The 17,460-nt window shown below is 69.7% G+C and carries 11 protein-coding genes; 8 read left to right on the top strand and 3 right to left on the bottom strand.

The features are described 5' to 3' along the window. Positions 1–309: 309 nt before the first annotated feature. Complete coding sequence (locus tag QWI33_RS14845) at positions 310–1,008, bottom strand: hypothetical protein (RefSeq protein ID WP_289957928.1); 699 nt, start codon at positions 1,006–1,008, stop codon at positions 310–312. Between the two features lie 709 nt (positions 1,009–1,717). Between QWI33_RS14845 and QWI33_RS14840 the strand changes: the two genes are divergently transcribed. The 3 genes from QWI33_RS14840 (at position 1,718) to QWI33_RS14830 (ending at position 6,409) form a co-directional block, all read left to right on the top strand. Beyond that, positions 1,718–2,851 carry a lipase family protein gene (locus QWI33_RS14840; protein ID WP_289957927.1) on the top strand — a complete coding sequence of 378 codons (1,134 nt, stop codon included), beginning with the start codon at positions 1,718–1,720 and terminating at the stop codon, positions 2,849–2,851. A gap of 134 nt (positions 2,852–2,985) precedes the next feature. Next, a complete protein-coding gene (locus QWI33_RS14835; RefSeq protein WP_289957926.1) occupies positions 2,986–4,050 on the top strand; it encodes a patatin-like phospholipase family protein in 1,065 nt (354 codons plus the stop codon). Continuing rightward, positions 4,031–6,409 (top strand): protein kinase domain-containing protein, encoded by a 2,379-nt coding sequence (locus QWI33_RS14830; protein ID WP_289957925.1) that lies wholly within the window; start codon positions 4,031–4,033, stop codon positions 6,407–6,409. Before QWI33_RS14835 ends, QWI33_RS14830 begins: the two co-directional genes overlap by 20 nt. A 43-nt stretch (positions 6,410–6,452) precedes the next feature. Here the strand turns inward: QWI33_RS14830 and QWI33_RS14825 are convergent, their stop codons facing one another. After that, complete coding sequence (locus QWI33_RS14825; protein WP_270116089.1) at positions 6,453–6,824, bottom strand: DUF5319 family protein; 372 nt, start codon at positions 6,822–6,824, stop codon at positions 6,453–6,455. 160 nt (positions 6,825–6,984) lie between these two features. On the opposite strand from QWI33_RS14825, the gene QWI33_RS14820 reads away from it, so the two are divergent. The 5 genes from QWI33_RS14820 to QWI33_RS14800 all read left to right on the top strand — a co-directional run bounded on the left by QWI33_RS14820 (position 6,985) and on the right by QWI33_RS14800 (position 16,274). Further along, complete coding sequence (locus QWI33_RS14820; RefSeq protein ID WP_289957924.1) at positions 6,985–7,176, top strand: hypothetical protein; 192 nt, start codon at positions 6,985–6,987, stop codon at positions 7,174–7,176. A 273-nt stretch (positions 7,177–7,449) separates the two neighbouring features. Then, positions 7,450–8,940, top strand: coding sequence for an IMP dehydrogenase (gene guaB / locus QWI33_RS14815; protein WP_353895486.1), 1,491 nt, complete (start codon positions 7,450–7,452; stop codon positions 8,938–8,940). Between the two features lie 24 nt (positions 8,941–8,964). After that, the gene (locus QWI33_RS14810; protein ID WP_289957922.1) at positions 8,965–10,086 is read left to right on the top strand and encodes a GuaB3 family IMP dehydrogenase-related protein; all 1,122 of its coding nucleotides are present in this window, start codon (positions 8,965–8,967) and stop codon (positions 10,084–10,086) included. 347 nt (positions 10,087–10,433) lie between these two features. After that, positions 10,434–13,835: an adenylate/guanylate cyclase domain-containing protein gene (locus QWI33_RS14805; protein WP_435367584.1), complete on the top strand. Its 3,402-nt coding sequence runs from the start codon at positions 10,434–10,436 to the stop codon at positions 13,833–13,835. Positions 13,836–14,390: 555 nt separating this feature from the next. Beyond that, a complete protein-coding gene (locus QWI33_RS14800) occupies positions 14,391–16,274 on the top strand; it encodes a serine/threonine-protein kinase (protein ID WP_289957920.1) in 1,884 nt (627 codons plus the stop codon). Between the two features lie 111 nt (positions 16,275–16,385). Here QWI33_RS14800 and QWI33_RS14795 read toward each other — a convergent pair whose 3' ends face one another. After that, positions 16,386–17,381 (bottom strand): ribonucleotide-diphosphate reductase subunit beta, encoded by a 996-nt coding sequence (locus tag QWI33_RS14795; protein ID WP_289957919.1) that lies wholly within the window; start codon positions 17,379–17,381, stop codon positions 16,386–16,388. Between the last annotated feature and the right edge of the window lie 79 nt (positions 17,382–17,460).

Genomic DNA, 17,460 nt, shown 5'->3' with positions numbered 1-17,460 from the left:
GATGAATGACGTGCGCCGTGTCACCCTAACCGCAGTTGACTCGAGTTTTGAACGAGTTCAACTGAAATGTATAAGCTGCAACGGAAAGTGACCTAGTGCGAAAGATGCGTCCTGCTCGGCATGGTCCGTTCGGATGGCGCCACGATGGAAACCCCCGGCTGCCGCACTGAAACTGTTGCGAAGGACGTCCGCCGACCTGGACCCTGTGCGAGAGCATCTAACTCGAGGACGGCGGGGGCGTCCGCCGGCCCAGGGATCTGACGCTGCAGTCGTTGTGCGCCCGACGCGGCGCCGGACACCGCCAGCGGGTCAGGTGGCCTTCGCCCGTCGGCGGCGCCGGGCCGTCAGGGCGGCTTTGACGGTGCCGTCGTCGATCAGATAAAGCCGGATCGCCGTGGCGGCTGCGGTGAACAGCAGGGTCAACGGCAGGAACACCAACCCTCCGGCCGGGCTCGGGTCACCGAAACTCGGGTTGACCCGGCCGAGCGGGTCGAAGACGATGATCCGGTGGTCGCCGATCTCGAGCGCTTCCTCACGGTCGGTCTTCAGCGTGGGCGGATCCCACCCGACGCACCTGAACTCGTGGTCCGACATGGGTTCGTCGCCGTCCTCATGATGAGCGATGTAGTCGTTCCGGTACGAGACCGCGCACTCGACATCGATGCCGTGATGTGCGAGCGCGAACTGGTTGAAGGCCGGAACCAGCGCACCGGATCCCGCCGCGATGAGCAGAGGGAACGCCAAGGTGGCCTTCCAGTTCCGGTGAGCCCGGCCGCGGAAGCTCAGGACGGCCGCGGCAACCACAGGCGCGGCGATGGCAGCGAAGCCGAGGGCCTTGGCCCATCCCCGCAGTGGATCGGAGAGGAACAGGTTCAGCCACAGAACGGTCGCCGTCAGCGCGACCGCTGTGAGCGGCAGCGCGATCGCGAGCGCGATCTCACGGCGTGCGTTGAGGGGAGGCCCGGGTGAACGACTCGGGCGACGGACGGGGTGAGAGCTGTGGGGCATGGGGTTCCGGTTTGAGATTGTGGGCATCGGTCGACCTAACGAGAATTACTATGGCCGAACCTCTGTCGCAACGCAAAGGAGCCCGCGCGGCTACGTGATCGTGGCGCTTGCAACGCTGGCCTTCTGCACTTCGGAGCAAACGCGTGGAGCTGTACCGGATCCAGGGCGTCCTGTGGTCGTACAGCGGCGAGATCGGCAGGAAGGATCTCTCGCTAGGGGCGCACTGTCTTCAATATGCGGCCGACAGGTGGAGGGCCTGGACACCCGCAGCCGCTGCGATGATGAGTGCGAGGGGCCGGCTCAGCCGGCGGCGGTTTCGAGCGCCGTCCATCCCGAGTTGAACTCCGACCACGCGGTCGAGCACGCCTCGCTGACGGCGGCGTCATCGGATTGCCCTCCGGCCGCCGACCATGCATCGCACTCTTCGGTCAAGCGAGAGCCCTCGCTCGGTCAGCGGCATCCTCGCATCGATCCACCGGGACCCGTCCCGACTCGCCCCCAGATCCCCGTGCTTGAGTGAGCCGATTCGAGCAAGATGCCGGCACCGCGCATGAGCGCGATCTGCTGGGGCAGAGGGTGCGACGCGGCAGGCGCATCGCCCATCACCGGCTGAACGGGGGATAGGTCTGGATCGACCTTTGTCGATATATTGAGGAGCATCGTCCTATGCGGGCCTTCGCTCGGCTCGCCTCGCCCATCGGGGAGATCGATGTTCGGCCTTCGTCTTTCGCGCCCTGCGCGGTTCCTCGGGGTGGCGCTCGCTGCTTGTCTGGCAGCGATCGGGCTTGGGATCCCTCACGCAGCCTCGGCGCACCAGGGGCCGCCTCCGGGATCCCCCACCGAGTTCTCCTGGCTGCCCGACCACCTGCGCCTCGACGGCGCCGGACTGGCATGGCGAGTCGAGTACACCTCGACCTCGTTCGACGGCACCCGCAACATCGTCGGCGGGACCCTCACCTTCCCGTCCGGGCGCCCTCCCGCCGGAGGATGGCCCATAGCGGCACTCCTGCCCGGCGCGAGCGGGACCGCCGAGCGGTGCGCCCCCTCGATCGTCGGCAACCCGCCTTTCGCCACGCCGCTGCTGGAGTCCTTGCTCGCCGCCGGCTGGGCTGTCGCCGAGACCGACTACGAGGGCGTCAGCACTCCCGGTCCCAATCCAGGCGTCCACGGTCCCTCTGAGGCCCACAGCGCCATCGACCTCGTCCGCGTCGCCCAGCACATCGGCATCGCCTCCGACACCTGGGCGGCCGTCGGCTACTCCCAAGGCGGTCACGGCGCGCTCCACACCAGCGCGCTCGCCGCCGACTACGCTCCCGAGCTCGACCACGTCGGCACGGTCGCCATCGCGCCGGTCACTCAGCTCCAGCTACTGCTCTCCCCGCCTGCCGACGACCCCCAGTTCCCGGTCAGCGTCTTCATGCCCTATTTCGGCGCCGCCCTCGCCGCAACGCACCCGGACCAGTACGAACCGGCCGACTGGTTCACTCCGGCCGGACTCGCGCTCGTCGCCGCCGCTGACGAACTCTGCACCGAGCAGATGGCGGCTCGGACAGCCGCACTCACCAACGCCGACGTCTTCACCGACGCGCCCTCTGCCATGGCCGAGATGCGCGAGCTGCTCGCCGCGCAGGAAATACCGACCGCCGGACACGCCCAGCCGATCCGGATCGTCCACGGCACCGCCGATGGATTGCCTTGGCAGTTCACCGAGTTGACCGCCGGCCAACTCACAGCGGGCGGCGCCGATGTCGAGTTCGTGCCGCTCACTGGAGAGGACCACTTCAGCGTGCTGGCCGCCGCCGAGCCGATGGTGCTCGACTGGCTCGCGGCGTTCCTCGAATAGCCACGGCTCGCGACAACGTGCGAGCAAGTTCGCCTCAACTGACCGCCCGTTGAGGGACTGCGCATTGTGGCCATTCGGGCTATCCTGAGGACAATCCGATTCCGCCGCTCCACCGCACCCCGAGCGAGGCCGAATTGTTCGATGCATACGCCCACGACGCCCCACGGTATTGGAACGACGACCACCCCGTTCTCGAACTGATCCGGGCGCGCCGAGACGACGGCACCACGCCCGGTTCGCACGTCGACGGCTTCAAGCTCGGCCTGGCCGTCGAGGGCGGCGGGATGCGCGGGGTCACCTCCGCCGCGATGCTCGTCGCCCTCGACGACCTGGGCCTGCGCGGGGTCTTCGACGCCGTGTACAGCACTTCGTCGGGTTCGATCAACGCCGCCTACTTCCTGGCCGGCGGCGACTGCTGGTACCCGCTGACGATCTACTTCGACGACCTCTGCACGCGCCGGTTCGTCGACATGCGCAACATGTTCGGCAACCGTCCCATGCTCAACCTCGACTACGCCTTCGACGAGGTCCTCGAGGTGATCAAGCCGCTCGACTTCGAGGAGATCCTCAAGAGCCCGACCGAGTTCCACGTGGCGATCAGCCTGGTGGACAGCCTGACCGCGATCGGCCCGCACGAGTTCGAGTCCAGAGAGGACCTGAGGTCGGCGCTCAAGGCGAGCTGCTGGATGCCCGTCGCCGTCCCCGGCACCGGCATGTTCCGGGGCGAACGCGCCCTCGACGGCGGCGTGCTCACCGCCCACCCCCACCTCCTAGCCCTGGAAGACGGTTGCACCCACGTGCTCTCCCTCAGCACCAAGCCGCTCAAGGCCCCGCCCACCCGCCTCTCACCCGGCCGCCGCTGGTCCGTCACCTACCTGGATCGCATCCGGAAGGGACTCGGCAAGGCCTACGCCGCCTCCCAGTTCCAGTACCGATCGCAGCGAAAGCAGTTGCAGCGCTGGATGACCGAACCGAGCCCCGGACCGCAGGTACTCGACCTCGCCCCGCTGCCGTGGATGAAAGAGGTCGGGAACCAGACCCGCGACCGCGACGCGCTCATCGCCGCCGCCCGCCACGCGCACGCCGTCATGGCCGCCGCGATCCAGGGAATACCCGTCGCGGAGCTGCGCGACGGGTCGTTCCGGTCCGTGCCCCGCATCGTCACCGTGAGGACCGCCGATGGCAAGCGCATCAGTTGACCTGCTGAGCGCCGCCTGCGCGCACCTCACCCGCAGCCCTGAAGCCCCCGAGGCCGACGACCGCGGCGCCGAAAGCCGCGATGCCGCGATCGAACTCGACACCTGGGACGCTGCCGACTGGCGGGCGGCCCTGCTCGACGTGCCGCTCGACGAGCGGGCCTACGCCGACAGGTTCGGCATCGAGCGGGCCAAGGAGATCGACAGGCTGTGGGGCTGGTGGTCCGACCCCGTAGCCGACGAGCGGGTGACGCACGCGACCACCGGCTACCTCGGGTTCTTCCTGCTCACGCTCATCTCGATGCACCGCTCCGACCGGATGCGCTACCACGGTGAGGCGTACGGGAGCAGCGAGATCGCCGGCCGCCCGGGGGACGAGCTGTGCGGCGAACTCGTCGCGCATCCGTATGTGCAGCATGCGATCGAGCACCTCTACGCGCCGTCCGAAGAGGACGACGAGGCGGCGGTATGGGACACGATCGACTTCGCCACCATGGCCTTCCACCGCCAGGGCACGACCTCGATCATCGTCAAGGTGGACTCGGTCGCCCCCAAAGCCGGCGACCCTGAGGAGTACGCCCTCAAGTGCCTCATCTACCCGTACCTGCGCATGCAGCCGATCGTCGAGGCGACCAGAGGCTACAAGCGTGAGTTCGGCGGCAAGCGTCCCAAGGACTCACCCCTGGTCACAGTGTGGGACAGCTACGACAGCTGGGTGCTCATGAGATTCGTCGAGGGGAAGACGCTCGCCGACCACCTCCGCGAGATCGCCGAGCAGCGCAGGCAGCCGAAGTCCGAGATCCTGCGGCCGGTCGACATCGAGCAGCTGCGGGCCCTCGGCATGCTCCTGCTCGACGCGATGGAAGTGCTCGCCGAGAAAGTGGGCCACCACAACGACCTCACGCCGTCGAACATCATCGTCCGGTTCAAGAACGACCTTCCCTTCGAGATCAAACTCATCGACCTGGGCGTGAACTTCCTCCACACCCGGACGCTCGTCGGCGCCGAGTCCCGTGAATCGGTGTACATCGCGCCCGAAGTCAAGGCCAAGGGGAAGGGCGGCCACCACGCCGACCTGTACTCGGTCGGCATGGTGCTCATCGCGATCGGCGGCATCCCCCACAGCGCGCCGGGCACCGTCCCCGACCAGTTCTACGTCGCGTCGGTCGGTCTCGCGCGCCTCTTGGAGGACCTGCTCGACGCCGATCCCGAACAGCGCCTCGCCGTCTCGGACATCGACGACGGCCCCGGCCGCTTCGCCGAGATCCGCGACCTCTTCGTGTGCGAGATCGAAGTGCTCGAAGCGGCCGAGAAGGAGCAGCCCAAGACCCGTTACGAGCGGCTGAAGAACCTCCTGCCCGGCTCGGGCGCGGTCAAGCGCCAGCGCGCGATCTGGAAGGTCCGCCGCAAGCAGGCCAAGGCGACGGACAAGGCGACGCATCCGATGCGGGCCCACCACCTGCGGCAGGCGAAGGGGCTCAAGCGCTGGGCCGTCGCGTGCGCGCTGCTGTCGTGGGCGACGCTGGCGCTGGTGGTGACCTGGTGGTCGCGGGATCTCGATCTGTGGTGGCAGGCGAAGCCCTTCGAGTACGTCAACTGGTTGCTCAACCGCTCCGGGGACCAGGGCATCCCGGTCCTCGACGACATCCGGGCGGCGGACTACCCGATCCCGTCCGCTTGGGACAACCTGCCGGTGCGGATCGTGGCCCTCGCCTACGCGATCCCCGGCCTGCGGCTCTACATGAACATCTTCGCCGACATGACGCCGCGCTCGGCGCGGCGCAGGCGCGGCTGGAGGGGCGTGCGCACGGCCGCGGCCTCGTTCATGATGCGGGCCTCGGCGGTCTACCCGACCGTGTACATCCTGCTGCCGACGCTGGTGCAGCGGCGGTGGTGGTTCCTGTTCGCCCCCTTGGGGATCATCACCGTGGCGACGATGATCACGGCGTGCCTGTGGTTCGCTCGCGACGCGAACGCCCGCGCCCGGGCCTGGAACGGCGGCAAGGGTCTCTCGACCGTCCCCAAGGGAGAGATCATGACGCTGCAGCGCATGGAGTCCTGGGCGCCCGCCGCGTGGCTCTACGCCCTGCCGGTGGTCATCATCGGGACCTTCCTCTACTTCGACCGGCTGCAGGACGAGCTGATGTACGCCATCGCGATCGCGCTGATCAACATCGGCATCTGGACGTTCAAGAACACCGGCTCCGACGCCCCGTACGTGCGGGCCGGGCTGACGCGGGCGATCCTCGCGGCCGAGCGGCTCGACGTGCTGGAGGCGAACCGCAAGGCGAAGGCCGAGGCCGCGAGGAAGCAGGCCCCTGAGCCCCGCGCGGACGAGCCCTTGCAGGAGGCGGTCGCCTAGACCGCCTGCTCGGAGACGCTGCCGAATCGGCCCGGTAGGGGCGCTAGGCGGCGTCCTCGCCGTGCGTCATGAGCCAGCAGTCCGAGAACCCGCGGGCGTAGTCCCAGGTCACGTAATGCGCCGGATCGGGGTCGAAGGCGGGTTCGTGGACCTGCGCGCAGTTGGCCTCCAGGAGGCCGCGCAGGTTCGCCATGAGCAGGCCCCAGGTGAAGTAGTGCGGCTCGTCGCAGTCGGCGCAGTCGACCACGACCCCCCGGTAGCCCTGCGGATGCAGGACCTTCTCGAACAACTCCAGTTCGTGGAGGTCTTCGAGGAGGTCCGCGCGGTCGTCGTCGTCCAGTTCGGGTTCGAACGGGGCGAGCGCCTCCGCGTGGTCGGGATCGTCGGCGAACGGGTCGCGTGGCTCCTCATACACGTCTACCAGCCTAACCCTTGGCAACGACCTTGCCAGGAGGCCGCGGTGCGCATGGTGTGACTCCCGGATGCGTGCCAGCCTCGGCTCCGTGTGCTGACATCGGGCCCCGGGCTCGTTAGCATGGGCCGCAAGTCAACCCGCTAACACTGAGGAGACGGCCATGGACGGCTTCGGCGAGAACGTAGAAGAGATCTTCGACGACGTGGTGGACGGCGTCGCCGACGCCGTGACCGACATCGACGCCACGGAGGTCTGGGAGGACGTCAGCGACGGCGCGGGCGACGCGTGGGAGGCCGTGTCGGAGTCCGACACGTTCGAAGCCGCCTCTGAGGAAGTCAGCGACCTCTTCTAGGACAAAACCGGTTAAAGCCGAAACGGGCCCGGTCAAGGGGGCGGGTGAGCGAGGCTTCGTCCCGCTCACAAATGCGCCGCTCTTCCCGGGCCCGTCCGGTCATCCCCTCAATCGGCGGTGTTTCCGCTGCGAATCACACCTCAAGGGGACGTGTGCGCTTCGGAGCGACGCAGGTTACGGCTCTACGATTGACCCATGGCGTTCTCAGGGGATTTCGGAATTCAGGGGCACGAGGGTGCCGCCGGTGAGCGGGTCGGGGGCACCACGGTGCCGATGGGCGCGGCCAGTGCCATTCCACTCGGCCTGACCTTCGACGACGTACTGCTCCTGCCCGGCGAATCCGACGTGATCCCGTCCGAGGTCGACACCTCCTCCCAGCTCACCCGCAACGTCCGCATCTCGGTGCCGCTGCTGACGGCCGCGATGGACACCGTCACCGAGGCCCGCATGGCCATCGCCATGGCCCGCCTCGGCGGCATGGGCATCCTGCACCGCAACATGTCCGCCGAAGAGCAGGCCCAGCAGGTCGACCTCGTCAAGCGCTCCGAGTCGGGCATGGTCGCCGACCCGGTCACGTGCTCGCCGCACGACACGCTCGAGCAGGTCGACAAGCTCTGCGGCCGCTACCGCATCTCCGGCCTCCCCGTCACCGACGAGGGCGGCAAGCTCATCGGCATCGTCACCAACCGCGACATGCGCTTCGAGAGCGACATGTCCGTCACGGTGGCCTCCGTCATGACCTCCCGCAACCTGGTGACCGCCCCCGAGGGCGTCTCCAGTGAAGAGGCCCTGGCGCTGCTCAAGGCCAACAAGATCGAGAAGCTCCCGATCGTCGACGCCGAGGGCCATCTGCGCGGCCTCATCACCGTCAAGGACTTCTCCAAGCGCGAGGAGTTCCCGAACGCCTCCAAGGACGACGTCGGGCGCCTGCGCGTCGGCGGCGCCATCGGCGTCGGCGACGACCAGTACGCGCGCGCCGGCCAGCTCGTCGAAGCCGGGATCGACGTGCTCTCCGTCGACTCCGCGCACGGCCACTCCCGCGGCGTGCTCGACATGATCTCGCGCGTCTCCAAGGACTTCGGCGACAAGGTCGACATCATCGGCGGCAACATCGTCACGGCCGAGGCCGCGACCGCCATGATCGACGCGGGCGCCGACGGCATCAAGATCGGCGTCGGCCCCGGCGCGATCTGCACCACCCGCGTGGTCGCGGGCGTGGGCGCGCCGCAGATCTCGGCGATCATGGACACCGTCCGCGTCGCCCGCCAGCGCGGCGTCCCGGTCATCGCCGACGGCGGCATCCAGTACTCCGGCGACATCGCCAAGGCCATCGTCGCCGGCGCGTCCTCGGTCATGATGGGGCAGCTGTTCGCCGGCTGCGCCGAGAGCCCCGGCGAGCTGATCTACATGAACGGCAAGCAGTTCAAGTCCTACCGCGGCATGGGCTCGCTGGGCGCGATGCAGTCGCGCGGCGAGGCCAGGTCGTACTCGAAGGACCGGTACTTCCAGGGCGGCGTCGACTCCAACGAGAAGCTCGTCCCCGAAGGCGTCGAGGGCCAGGTTCCCTATCGCGGGACCCTCGCACAGGTGGTCTACCAGCTGGTCGGCGGACTGCGCAGTGCCATGGGCTACACGGGGGCCGGTACGATCGAGGGGATGCATGAGCGTGGACGGCTGGTCCGGATCACCGCTGCGGGCCTCAAGGAGAGCCACCCGCACGACATCCAGATGACTGTTGAAGCACCCAACTACCACACGCGGTAGTCGGGCCCTGTAGGAGGAGTGACTGTGCGGGAATTGGTCGAGATCGGCCCCGGCAAGATCGTGGCGCGGGGCTGGCGGCTGTCCGAAGTGGCGCTCGTGCCGACCCGGCGTACCCGGGACATCGACGACGTCTCCACCGAATGGCAGCTCGACGCCTACCGGTTCGAGATCCCGGCCGTGGGGCACCCGTCCGACGCGACGATGAGCCCGACGTCCGTGATCGAGATGGGCCGCCTCGGCGGCCTCGGCGTGCTCAACGGCGAAGGGCTGTGGTGCCGCTACGTCGACCCCAACTCGCTGCTGAAGGAACTGGCGGACACGCCGGCCGAGAACGCCATCGAGCGGCTCCAGGAGATCTACGCCGAGCCGGTCAAGCCCGAGCTCATCGCCGAGCGCATCGGCGAACTGCGCGCGGGCGGCATCACCACCGCCATCCGCTTCAGCCCGCAGCACACCGCCGAACTCGCGCCGCTCGCGGTCGAGGCCGGGGTGGACCTGCTGGTCATCCAGGGCACCATCGTCTCCGCGGAGCACGTCTCCTCGGGCGGCGACGTCCTGAACCTGAAGCAGTTCATCGCGGACCTGGACGTCCCGGTCGTCGTGGGCGGGGCCACCAACTACAAGACGGCGATGCACCTGATGCGCACCGGCGCGGCCGGCGTCATCGTCGGCGTCGGCTCGGACGACTGGTCCACCACGGACACGGTCCTGGGCATCGACGTCCCGATGGCCTCGGCGATCGTGGAGGCCGCGGCGGCTCGCCGCGACTACCTCGACGAGACCGGCGGGCGCTACGTGCACCTGATCGCGGACGGCGAGATGACCAACTCGGGCGCCATCGCCAAGGCCATCGCGTGCGGTGCCGACTCGGTCATGCTCGGCTCGATCCTCGCGGACGCGGCCGAGTCCCCGGCCGCCGGCGCCTGGTGGCACTCCGCCGCCTCGCACCCGAAGCTCCCGCGCGGCCGCTTCCGCCCGGGCGACTCCGGCGACGTCGAGGTCCCCGACCTGGAGGCCATCCTCTACGGGCCCTCGAACTCCTCGGACGGCAGCCAGAACCTCTTCGGAGGCCTGCGCCGCGCCATGGCCAAGACCGGTTACACCACGGTCAAGGAGTTCCAGAAGGCCAGCCTGGTCACCGCGTAGCAGCACCAAGCCCATCGAGGCCCGGTCCGTGAAAGCGGACCGGGCCTCGGCGCGTTCAATGCGGACCGTTTCGGGTTTTCGGGGTTGGAGCCTTGAGGGGTTCGGCTCGTGTCAGAGAGTTTCATCGGAATGGGCGGGATCGGCGGGTTCTGCTGGGGCGTCCGGTTCGGGCCCGACGGGTTCAGCCTTTTGGCTGACCGGCCTGCCCGCTTCACGGACATTTGTGCTCCTGCACACAGGTATCTGTCAGGTAGGCCACGTATCCTTGCGAGCGTGAAGCGCAAGAACCACCCCATTCCCACAAGGAGTGGGGAACAACACACCCTGCCCACGGCGTTGGTGCTGCTGTGACCTGCCCATTCTGCTCCGTGCCCACCGTGCCCGGCGCGCGCTACTGCCACAACTGCGGTGCGCCCCTCTCCCCTGAGGCGACCGCTCCGCAGACAGAGCGCCGGTACGTCACGGTGCTGTTCGCCGACCTCTCCGACTTCACGACCTGGTCCGAGAGCCTCGACCCCGAACGGGTCTCGTCCGTCACCGACCGGCTGCTCGCGGAGTGCGTCTCCGCCGTCAACGAGTTCGGCGGGCATGTGGACAAGCTCATGGGCGACGGCCTCATGGCCGTCTTCGGCGCGCCGCTGTCGCACGAGGACGATGCCGAGCGTGCGGTTCGTGCCGCTCAGGCCATGCAGAAACGGGTGCGTCGTCTCCTCAAAGCCGAGTCCGGTGGTGGTCTTCCCATCGGACTTCGCATTGGGCTGCGCTCCGGTCTCGTCGTCGCCGGCATGCAGGCGAACCTCGAGTACACGGTCATCGGCGACACGGTGAACACCGCTTCCCGCATCTGCGCGATCGCCTCCGTCGGCACCATCTGGGCCGGCGAGGAGACGATGCGCTCCACCAAGCACGCCGCCGCCTGGCGCCGCCTCACCCCCGTGCGGCTCAAGGGCAAGCGCGAACCGGTGGACGTCTACCAGCTCCTGGGCCTCGAAGACGAGCCCGGGACGCGCGCCAGCCTCGGCGACACCGCGCCGTTCATCGGCCGCGACGCCGAGATCGGGCGCGTCAACGGCAGGCTCGAAGCGGTCATCGACCGCGGCGAGCCCCTGGTGCTCATCCACACCGCCGAAGCCGGCATGGGCAAGACCCGCTTCGCCCGCGAAGTGCGCACGGTCGCCACCGAGCGCGGCGCCCGCGTCCTGACCGTGCGGGTCGCCCCGTACGGCGAGGGCCGCCGCTTCGGACCCCTCGCCGACCTGGTCCGCAAGGCCGCCGGCATGCGGTTCGACGACGACCGCGCGACCGCCGAGGCGAAGCTCCGGCGCATCGCGGACGGGCACGCCGACCACGGCGAGTGCCGCCTCAACATCACGCTGCTGCTCGGCCTGCTCGGCCACGGCCGCCCCGGCGCGGCCGACCGCGTCGGCGGGTTCACCGGGCAGCAGTCCGACGCGTACACGATCCCCGAGGCCGTCGCCGAGCTCATCACGCACATGGCCACCCAGGGCCCGCTCGTCCTCAACATCGACGACCTGCACACCGCCTCGGCGGCCGGTATCGACGCCCTCGGCGTCGCGCTCGCGAAGATCCACGGGCCCGTGCTCGTGCTGCTCTACGGGCGCCCGGAACTGACCCGGTCTTCAGGTGTCCTCACCCGGATCTCCGAAGCCGAAGTGCACCCGCTGCCGCCGCTCGCCGGCGCCGACGCGGCCCGCCTGCTCCGGGAGTTCCTCGGCGGCGGGCGCATGCCCAAGCCCGACGAGGACCGCCTCCTGGGCTTCGCGCAAGGCAACCCGTACTACCTCGCCGAGCTGGTCACGCTCCTCACCGAGCAGGGCCTGCTGTCGGGCGACGGCGACCACTGGCGCCTCGCCGCCGGGTCGCTCACCGGCCGCGTGCTCTCCCGCGACCTCGCGCAGGTCCTCGGCGCCCGCATCGACGCGCTGACGCCTGCGGCCCGCGCGCTGCTGCGCGCCGCCTCGATCTTCGGCGACGCCGTGCCCCCCGAGGCCGCGCAGCTGCTGGAGAAGGAGGTCCCCGGCGAGTTCGAGGCCGCGCTCCAGGAGCTGCTCGACCGCCGCATGCTGCGCCGCCGCTCCTACGGCGGCTACCGCTTCGTCACCCCGCTGCTGCGCCAGGCCGCCTACGCGCCCATCGGCAAGGCCGACGCCGCGCACGCGCACGCCGAGATCGCCCGCTGGGCCGCCGACACCGAACTCGAGGGCCAGAGCGCCGACGACCTCGTGGTCTACCACGCCGAGCAGGCCGTGACCCTCGCCAAAGAGGTCGAGATCGAAGCGCTCGACGAGGTCTGGAACGTCCTCCCGCTCGCCGTCGAGGCCGTCCGCAAGCAGGCGGCCCGCGCCATGGACGCCTCCGAGCCCGAGCGCGCCGTCGCGCTCCTCAACGGCGTGGAGCGCCTCGCGCCCCTGTCCTTCGACGACCGCCTCCTGCGCGGCCGGGCCCTCACCCGCCTGGGCCGCAGCGAAGAGGCCGAGTCCGAGATCGAGGGCCTCGCCATCGACATCGGACTCATCGTCCCCGCCGACGAGCACGAGCAGGGCGACCACGAGGAGCACCCGTCCGTGCGGCTCTTCGGCGACGACTTCGCCGAGGACGAGGCCGAACTCGTGGCGCAGCTGCTGCTGCTCCGCGGCCGGCTGCACCGGTACAAGGGCGAACTCCAGGACGCCCGCACCGCTTGGACCGCGGCCCTTGCACTCTCACGCCGCGAAGGGCTCGCCGGGCCGCGCTGCGACGCGCAGTGCCGCATCGGCCTCCTCGACTTCCTCGCGGGACACCTGAACGAAGCCGAGGCCCGCTTCCTCGACGCCTACGACACCGCGTTCGGCGTCGGCGACGACAAGCGCCTGGCCTGGGCCCTGCAGCACCGCGCATGGGTCCTCGTGGCCCGCGGCGACTTCGACGGCGCCGACGACGTGCTCCGCGAAGCGGCGAAAGCCTTTGCGCGCCAGATGGACCTGGTCGGCCGGGCGTGGGTGCGCGGCGTGTCCGCGTTCGCGCTCCTCATGGCCGGGCGCTTCACCGAGGCGAAGCGACTGTCCGATGTGTTCATGCCGATCGGCGAGCGCTCGGGCGACGTGTTCGCCGTCGGGCTCCTGCGCGCCATCGGCGCCGCCGCCCAGGTCTCGCTCGGCCACCCCGAAGGCGCCGATGCGGCCGCCCGCAAGTCGTTCCGCGACTTCGAGCGCATCGACGACGACTGGGGCCGCGGCTTCGCCAAGTACGTGCGGGCCCTCGCGGCCCGCTCGATCGGCGCGCTCGACCACGCCCTCGACCTCGCCCAGGGCGCGGAGGAGTACGGCGCGAAGACCGGCCACCCGCTCCTGATCTCCTTGGCGCACAACCTCAGAGGCCAGTGCGCCCTCGAACTCGGGGACGCGGCGACCGCCGAGGCCGCCGCCGAGGAGGCGCTGGCGCTCGTCACCGACGACGTGCTCGAGCCCGGCCGCGCGGCCAACACCGCGCTCCTGGCCGACGTGCGCGCCGCCAAGGGCGACCGCGCCGGGGCCCTCGCCATGCTCGAACCCCTGGCGGCGCATCACGACGAGCCCGCACTGGGCCGGGCGCGCCGGGCGATCGTGGCCCGCTACGCCCGCCTCCTCGACGAGGACGGCCAGGTCGAGGCGGCCCGCGAGTGGGCGCAGACGACCTTGAAGTCCTTCGGCGAGGACCCGGCGTCGACCGCCTGGGCCGAGCAGTACCTCGAGGCCGCGAAGGTCTCCTGAACGCACGGGCCGCAACGGCTCTCAGGCGCTGTCGCCTGAGCGCCGCCGGCTCGCGTTTGCCGCCCGTCGAGGGCACCGCCACCTGAGGGCATCGTCTCCTGTAAGGACGCACACCCTGTACGCCGGAGGCGACGTGGGTGCTGCCATGCTTGACGCGGAGTGGGGGAGACGCAGCGGGTGGACGGGCGGCCCTTGCGGGCCGAGGCCTTGCGGCACGGGGCCCGTTCCAGTCGGACCGCCCGTCCTCCCGCGCGCTACACGGGGGATGCATTCACTATGAGTCACACGGCTCTTCCGCAGTGGAAGCGACATATCAACCGTTCGGCCAGTTATCGCTGGCTCTTCGTCCAGGGGTATACAGAATCGTGGGCGCGTTGCCGTAACGTTATGCGTCAAAGGTCCCATGACTCGGTTCCCCCAGGCCCGAGTGCCGCGACCTGAGGTCCGGAACAACCCCATGTGCCGATCATCTGATCGGCCCACCGACCTGCACCAGGCACGATGCCAGCACGGTTCGCACCCGTGTGCGTCGCCGAGAACGGAGGCTGTATCACAGTGGACACCATCTCGTCCTACGGTGCTCCAACCGATCCCCACCTCGCCCCGTCCACCCCCGTCTCACCCCCAGGTCAGCGCCCCGAAGCCGACCCGGAAGCCCTCTTCCAAGGCATCGAGCGCCTCACCGGCTTCCGCGAGATCGACCGCGGCGCCTTCTCGATCGTCTACAGCGCCACCCGGTACGACGACGGCTCCGAAGTCGCCGTCAAGGTCGAGGCCCGGCCGCTCACCGACGACGACGCCCGCGAGCGCTTCCGCCGCGAGGTCCAGACCGCCGGGCGCCTCTCCGACCACCCGTGCGTGGTCAAGATGCTCTCCGCCGGCCTCACCCACCAGGCGAACCCGTACGTCGTCATGGAGCGGTGCCGCGGCACCGTGGCCGACCTCCTCGACCGGCACACGACGATCCCGCCGCACCGGACCATCGAGATCGGCATCCGCATCGCGGACGCCCTCGCCGCCGCCCACGAGGCCGGCATCGTCCACCGCGACGTCAAGCCCGCGAACCTCCTCGTCGACCACCACGGCCACGCCGTGCTCGGCGACTTCGGCCTCTCGAGCCTCATCGCCGCGCCCCGCCCGGGCGAGCCCGTCTCGACCATGGCCACGCCCGCGTACGCGCCCCTGGAGGTCTTCCAGATGCGCGAGGTCGGCCCGAGTGCCGACGTCTACTCGCTCGCCGCGACCCTCTACACGATGCTCTCCGGCATGCCGCCGCGCTTCCCCGCCGACGGGGTGCTCGACATCAACGACGTGGCGGCCCTGTTCGATCAGCCGATCCCGGCGATCCCCGGTATATCGCCGCTGCTGCTCGAGATGCTGCGCACGGCCCTGATCAACAACCCCGGCGGGCGCCCGACCGCGGTCGAGTTCCGCGAGTTCCTCGCGAGCATCCCCGAGGCCTCCACCGGGGTGTTCTCCCGCGTCACCGACGACCCGCCGCCGAGCTCCCCCGCGCCCCAGGGCGTCGGTGTCTTCGGCGCGTACTCGTCCCCGCCGAGGGACGAGATCCGCTCGGCCTCGCCTCCCGGCTACGCCCAGCTCGACCCGAGCGCGTTCCCGGACGCGCCCACGACGCTGCGGCTCGCCCCGGGCAAGCGCCGCGGCCGGGTCCCCGAACCGCAGGCGGCGCGCGCGGCCGCGCCCGTCCTCGAGGAGCCGTTCACGTCCCCGGTCGTCCCGGACCTGAACACGCGCCCCGCGAGCCCGCCGGTCAACCCTCCCGCGGGCCCCATGGAGGACGACTTCGGCAACGAGACCACCGCGTGGAAGTCCTTCGCCTCCGGCGGAAGCCGCGACGACCACGACGCGCGCCTGCCGGTTCCCGTGCCGCGCAACGAGACCGGCCTCACCCGCCGCGAGCGCCGCCTCAAGGAGGGCGACAACGACTCCAGCGTCGGCCGCATCGTCGGCATGGGCGCGGGCGCCCTGGTCATCCTCGCGCTCCTCATCTTCGGCGGCATCAAGCTCTTCGGCGGGGAGGAGACCCCCGACCTCGCGGCGCAGTCCAACGCGGGCGACTACGTCAGCTCGTGCACGCTCGAGACCGAAGGGGTCGGCTGCGTCTCGGAGGCCGCGTGCTTCGACGAGGCGTTCGCCGCCACCGACTGCGACGCCGCCCACCGGTGGGAGGCGTACGCGACCGGGCAGCTCCCCGAGGGCGTCACCGACGCCGACGGGGCCCGCGCCGACGCCACCGTGGCCGCCGCCTGCGTCGACGCGCAGGCCGATGGCGGGCCGCTCTCGCAGCTCATCGGCGGCGACTCCCTCGACTGGACCACGGACGTCTACGTCTCCGGCGACGGCACGTTCCAGTGCGTCGCCCAGTTGAAGGACGGCGCCGAGGCCACGGGCACCACGTTCGTCCGCGACGCCGGCTAGCACCGGCCGCGAAAAAAAGGGCCCGGTACCGCGAGGTACCGGGCCCTTCGCCGCGCATGGGGACTGGACACATTCACGGCTCGCAAGCTTCGCCGTGTGCGCGGCTCCAGATCAGAACTCCTCGTCGAGGTCGACCTTGCCTTCCACGGCCACTTGGTAGGCGGTCGCTCGGCGTTCGAAGAAGTTCGTCAGCTCTTGCACGTCCTGGAGCGCCATGAACGGGAACGGGTTCTCCGAACCCCACCGCTTCGGCATGCCGAGGCGCACGAGGCGCTGGTCGGCGGCGTACTCCAGGTACGACTTCATGTCCTTGACGGTCATGCCGGGCATGCCGTCGCCGATGAGGTCCTCGGCGAACTGGAGCTCGGCCTCGACGGCCTCCTCCATCATCGCGACGACCTCGCGGTGCATCTGGTCGTCGAACAGCTCGGGCTCCTCCTGGCGGACCTGGTCGACCACGCTGAACGCGAAGTTCATGTGGCAGGACTCGTCGCGGAAGACCCAGTTCGTGCCGGTGGCGAGCCCGTCGAGCAGGCCGCGGCTGCGCAGCCAGTACACGTACGCGAAGGCGCCGTAGAAGAACAGGCCCTCGATGCACGCGGCGAAGCAGATGAGGTTGAGCAGGAACGTGCGGCGGTCCTCGGCGGTCTTGAGCTCCTGCATGTCGAAGGCCGAGTCGATCCACTTGAAGCAGAAGTCGGCCTTGCGCTTGATCGAGGGGATGTTGTTGACCGCGTCGAACGCCTTCGTGCGCTCCTCCGGGTCGGGCAGGTAGGTGTCGAGCAGCGTCAGGTAGAACTGGACGTGCACGGCCTCCTCGAAGAGCTGGCGCGACAGGTACAGGCGCCCCTCGGGGGAGTTGATGTGCTGGTAGAGGTTGAGCACCAGGTTGTTCGCGACGATCGTGTCGCCGGTGGCGAAGAACGCCACGAGGCGGTGGATGAGGTGCTGCTCCTGGGGCGTGAACGCGTTCAGGTCGGTGAGGTCGGACGCGAGGTCGACCTCCTCCACGTGCCAGGTGTTCTTGATGGCGTCCTTGTACTGCTCGTAGAAGTCCGGGTACTTCATCGGTCGCAGTGTCAGGTTCATGCCCGGGTCGAGCAGCATCGGCGGGTCCTCTCTCGTTTGCGGTGGGCGGGGGTGGTGGCGCGGGGGTGGTGCGGGCGGGACCCGAAGGCCCCGCCCG

Source organism: Glycomyces tritici (genome assembly GCF_030403505.1).
Note: the sequence above shows the minus strand (reverse complement) of the source record. Positions and strands in the feature narration are given on the sequence as shown.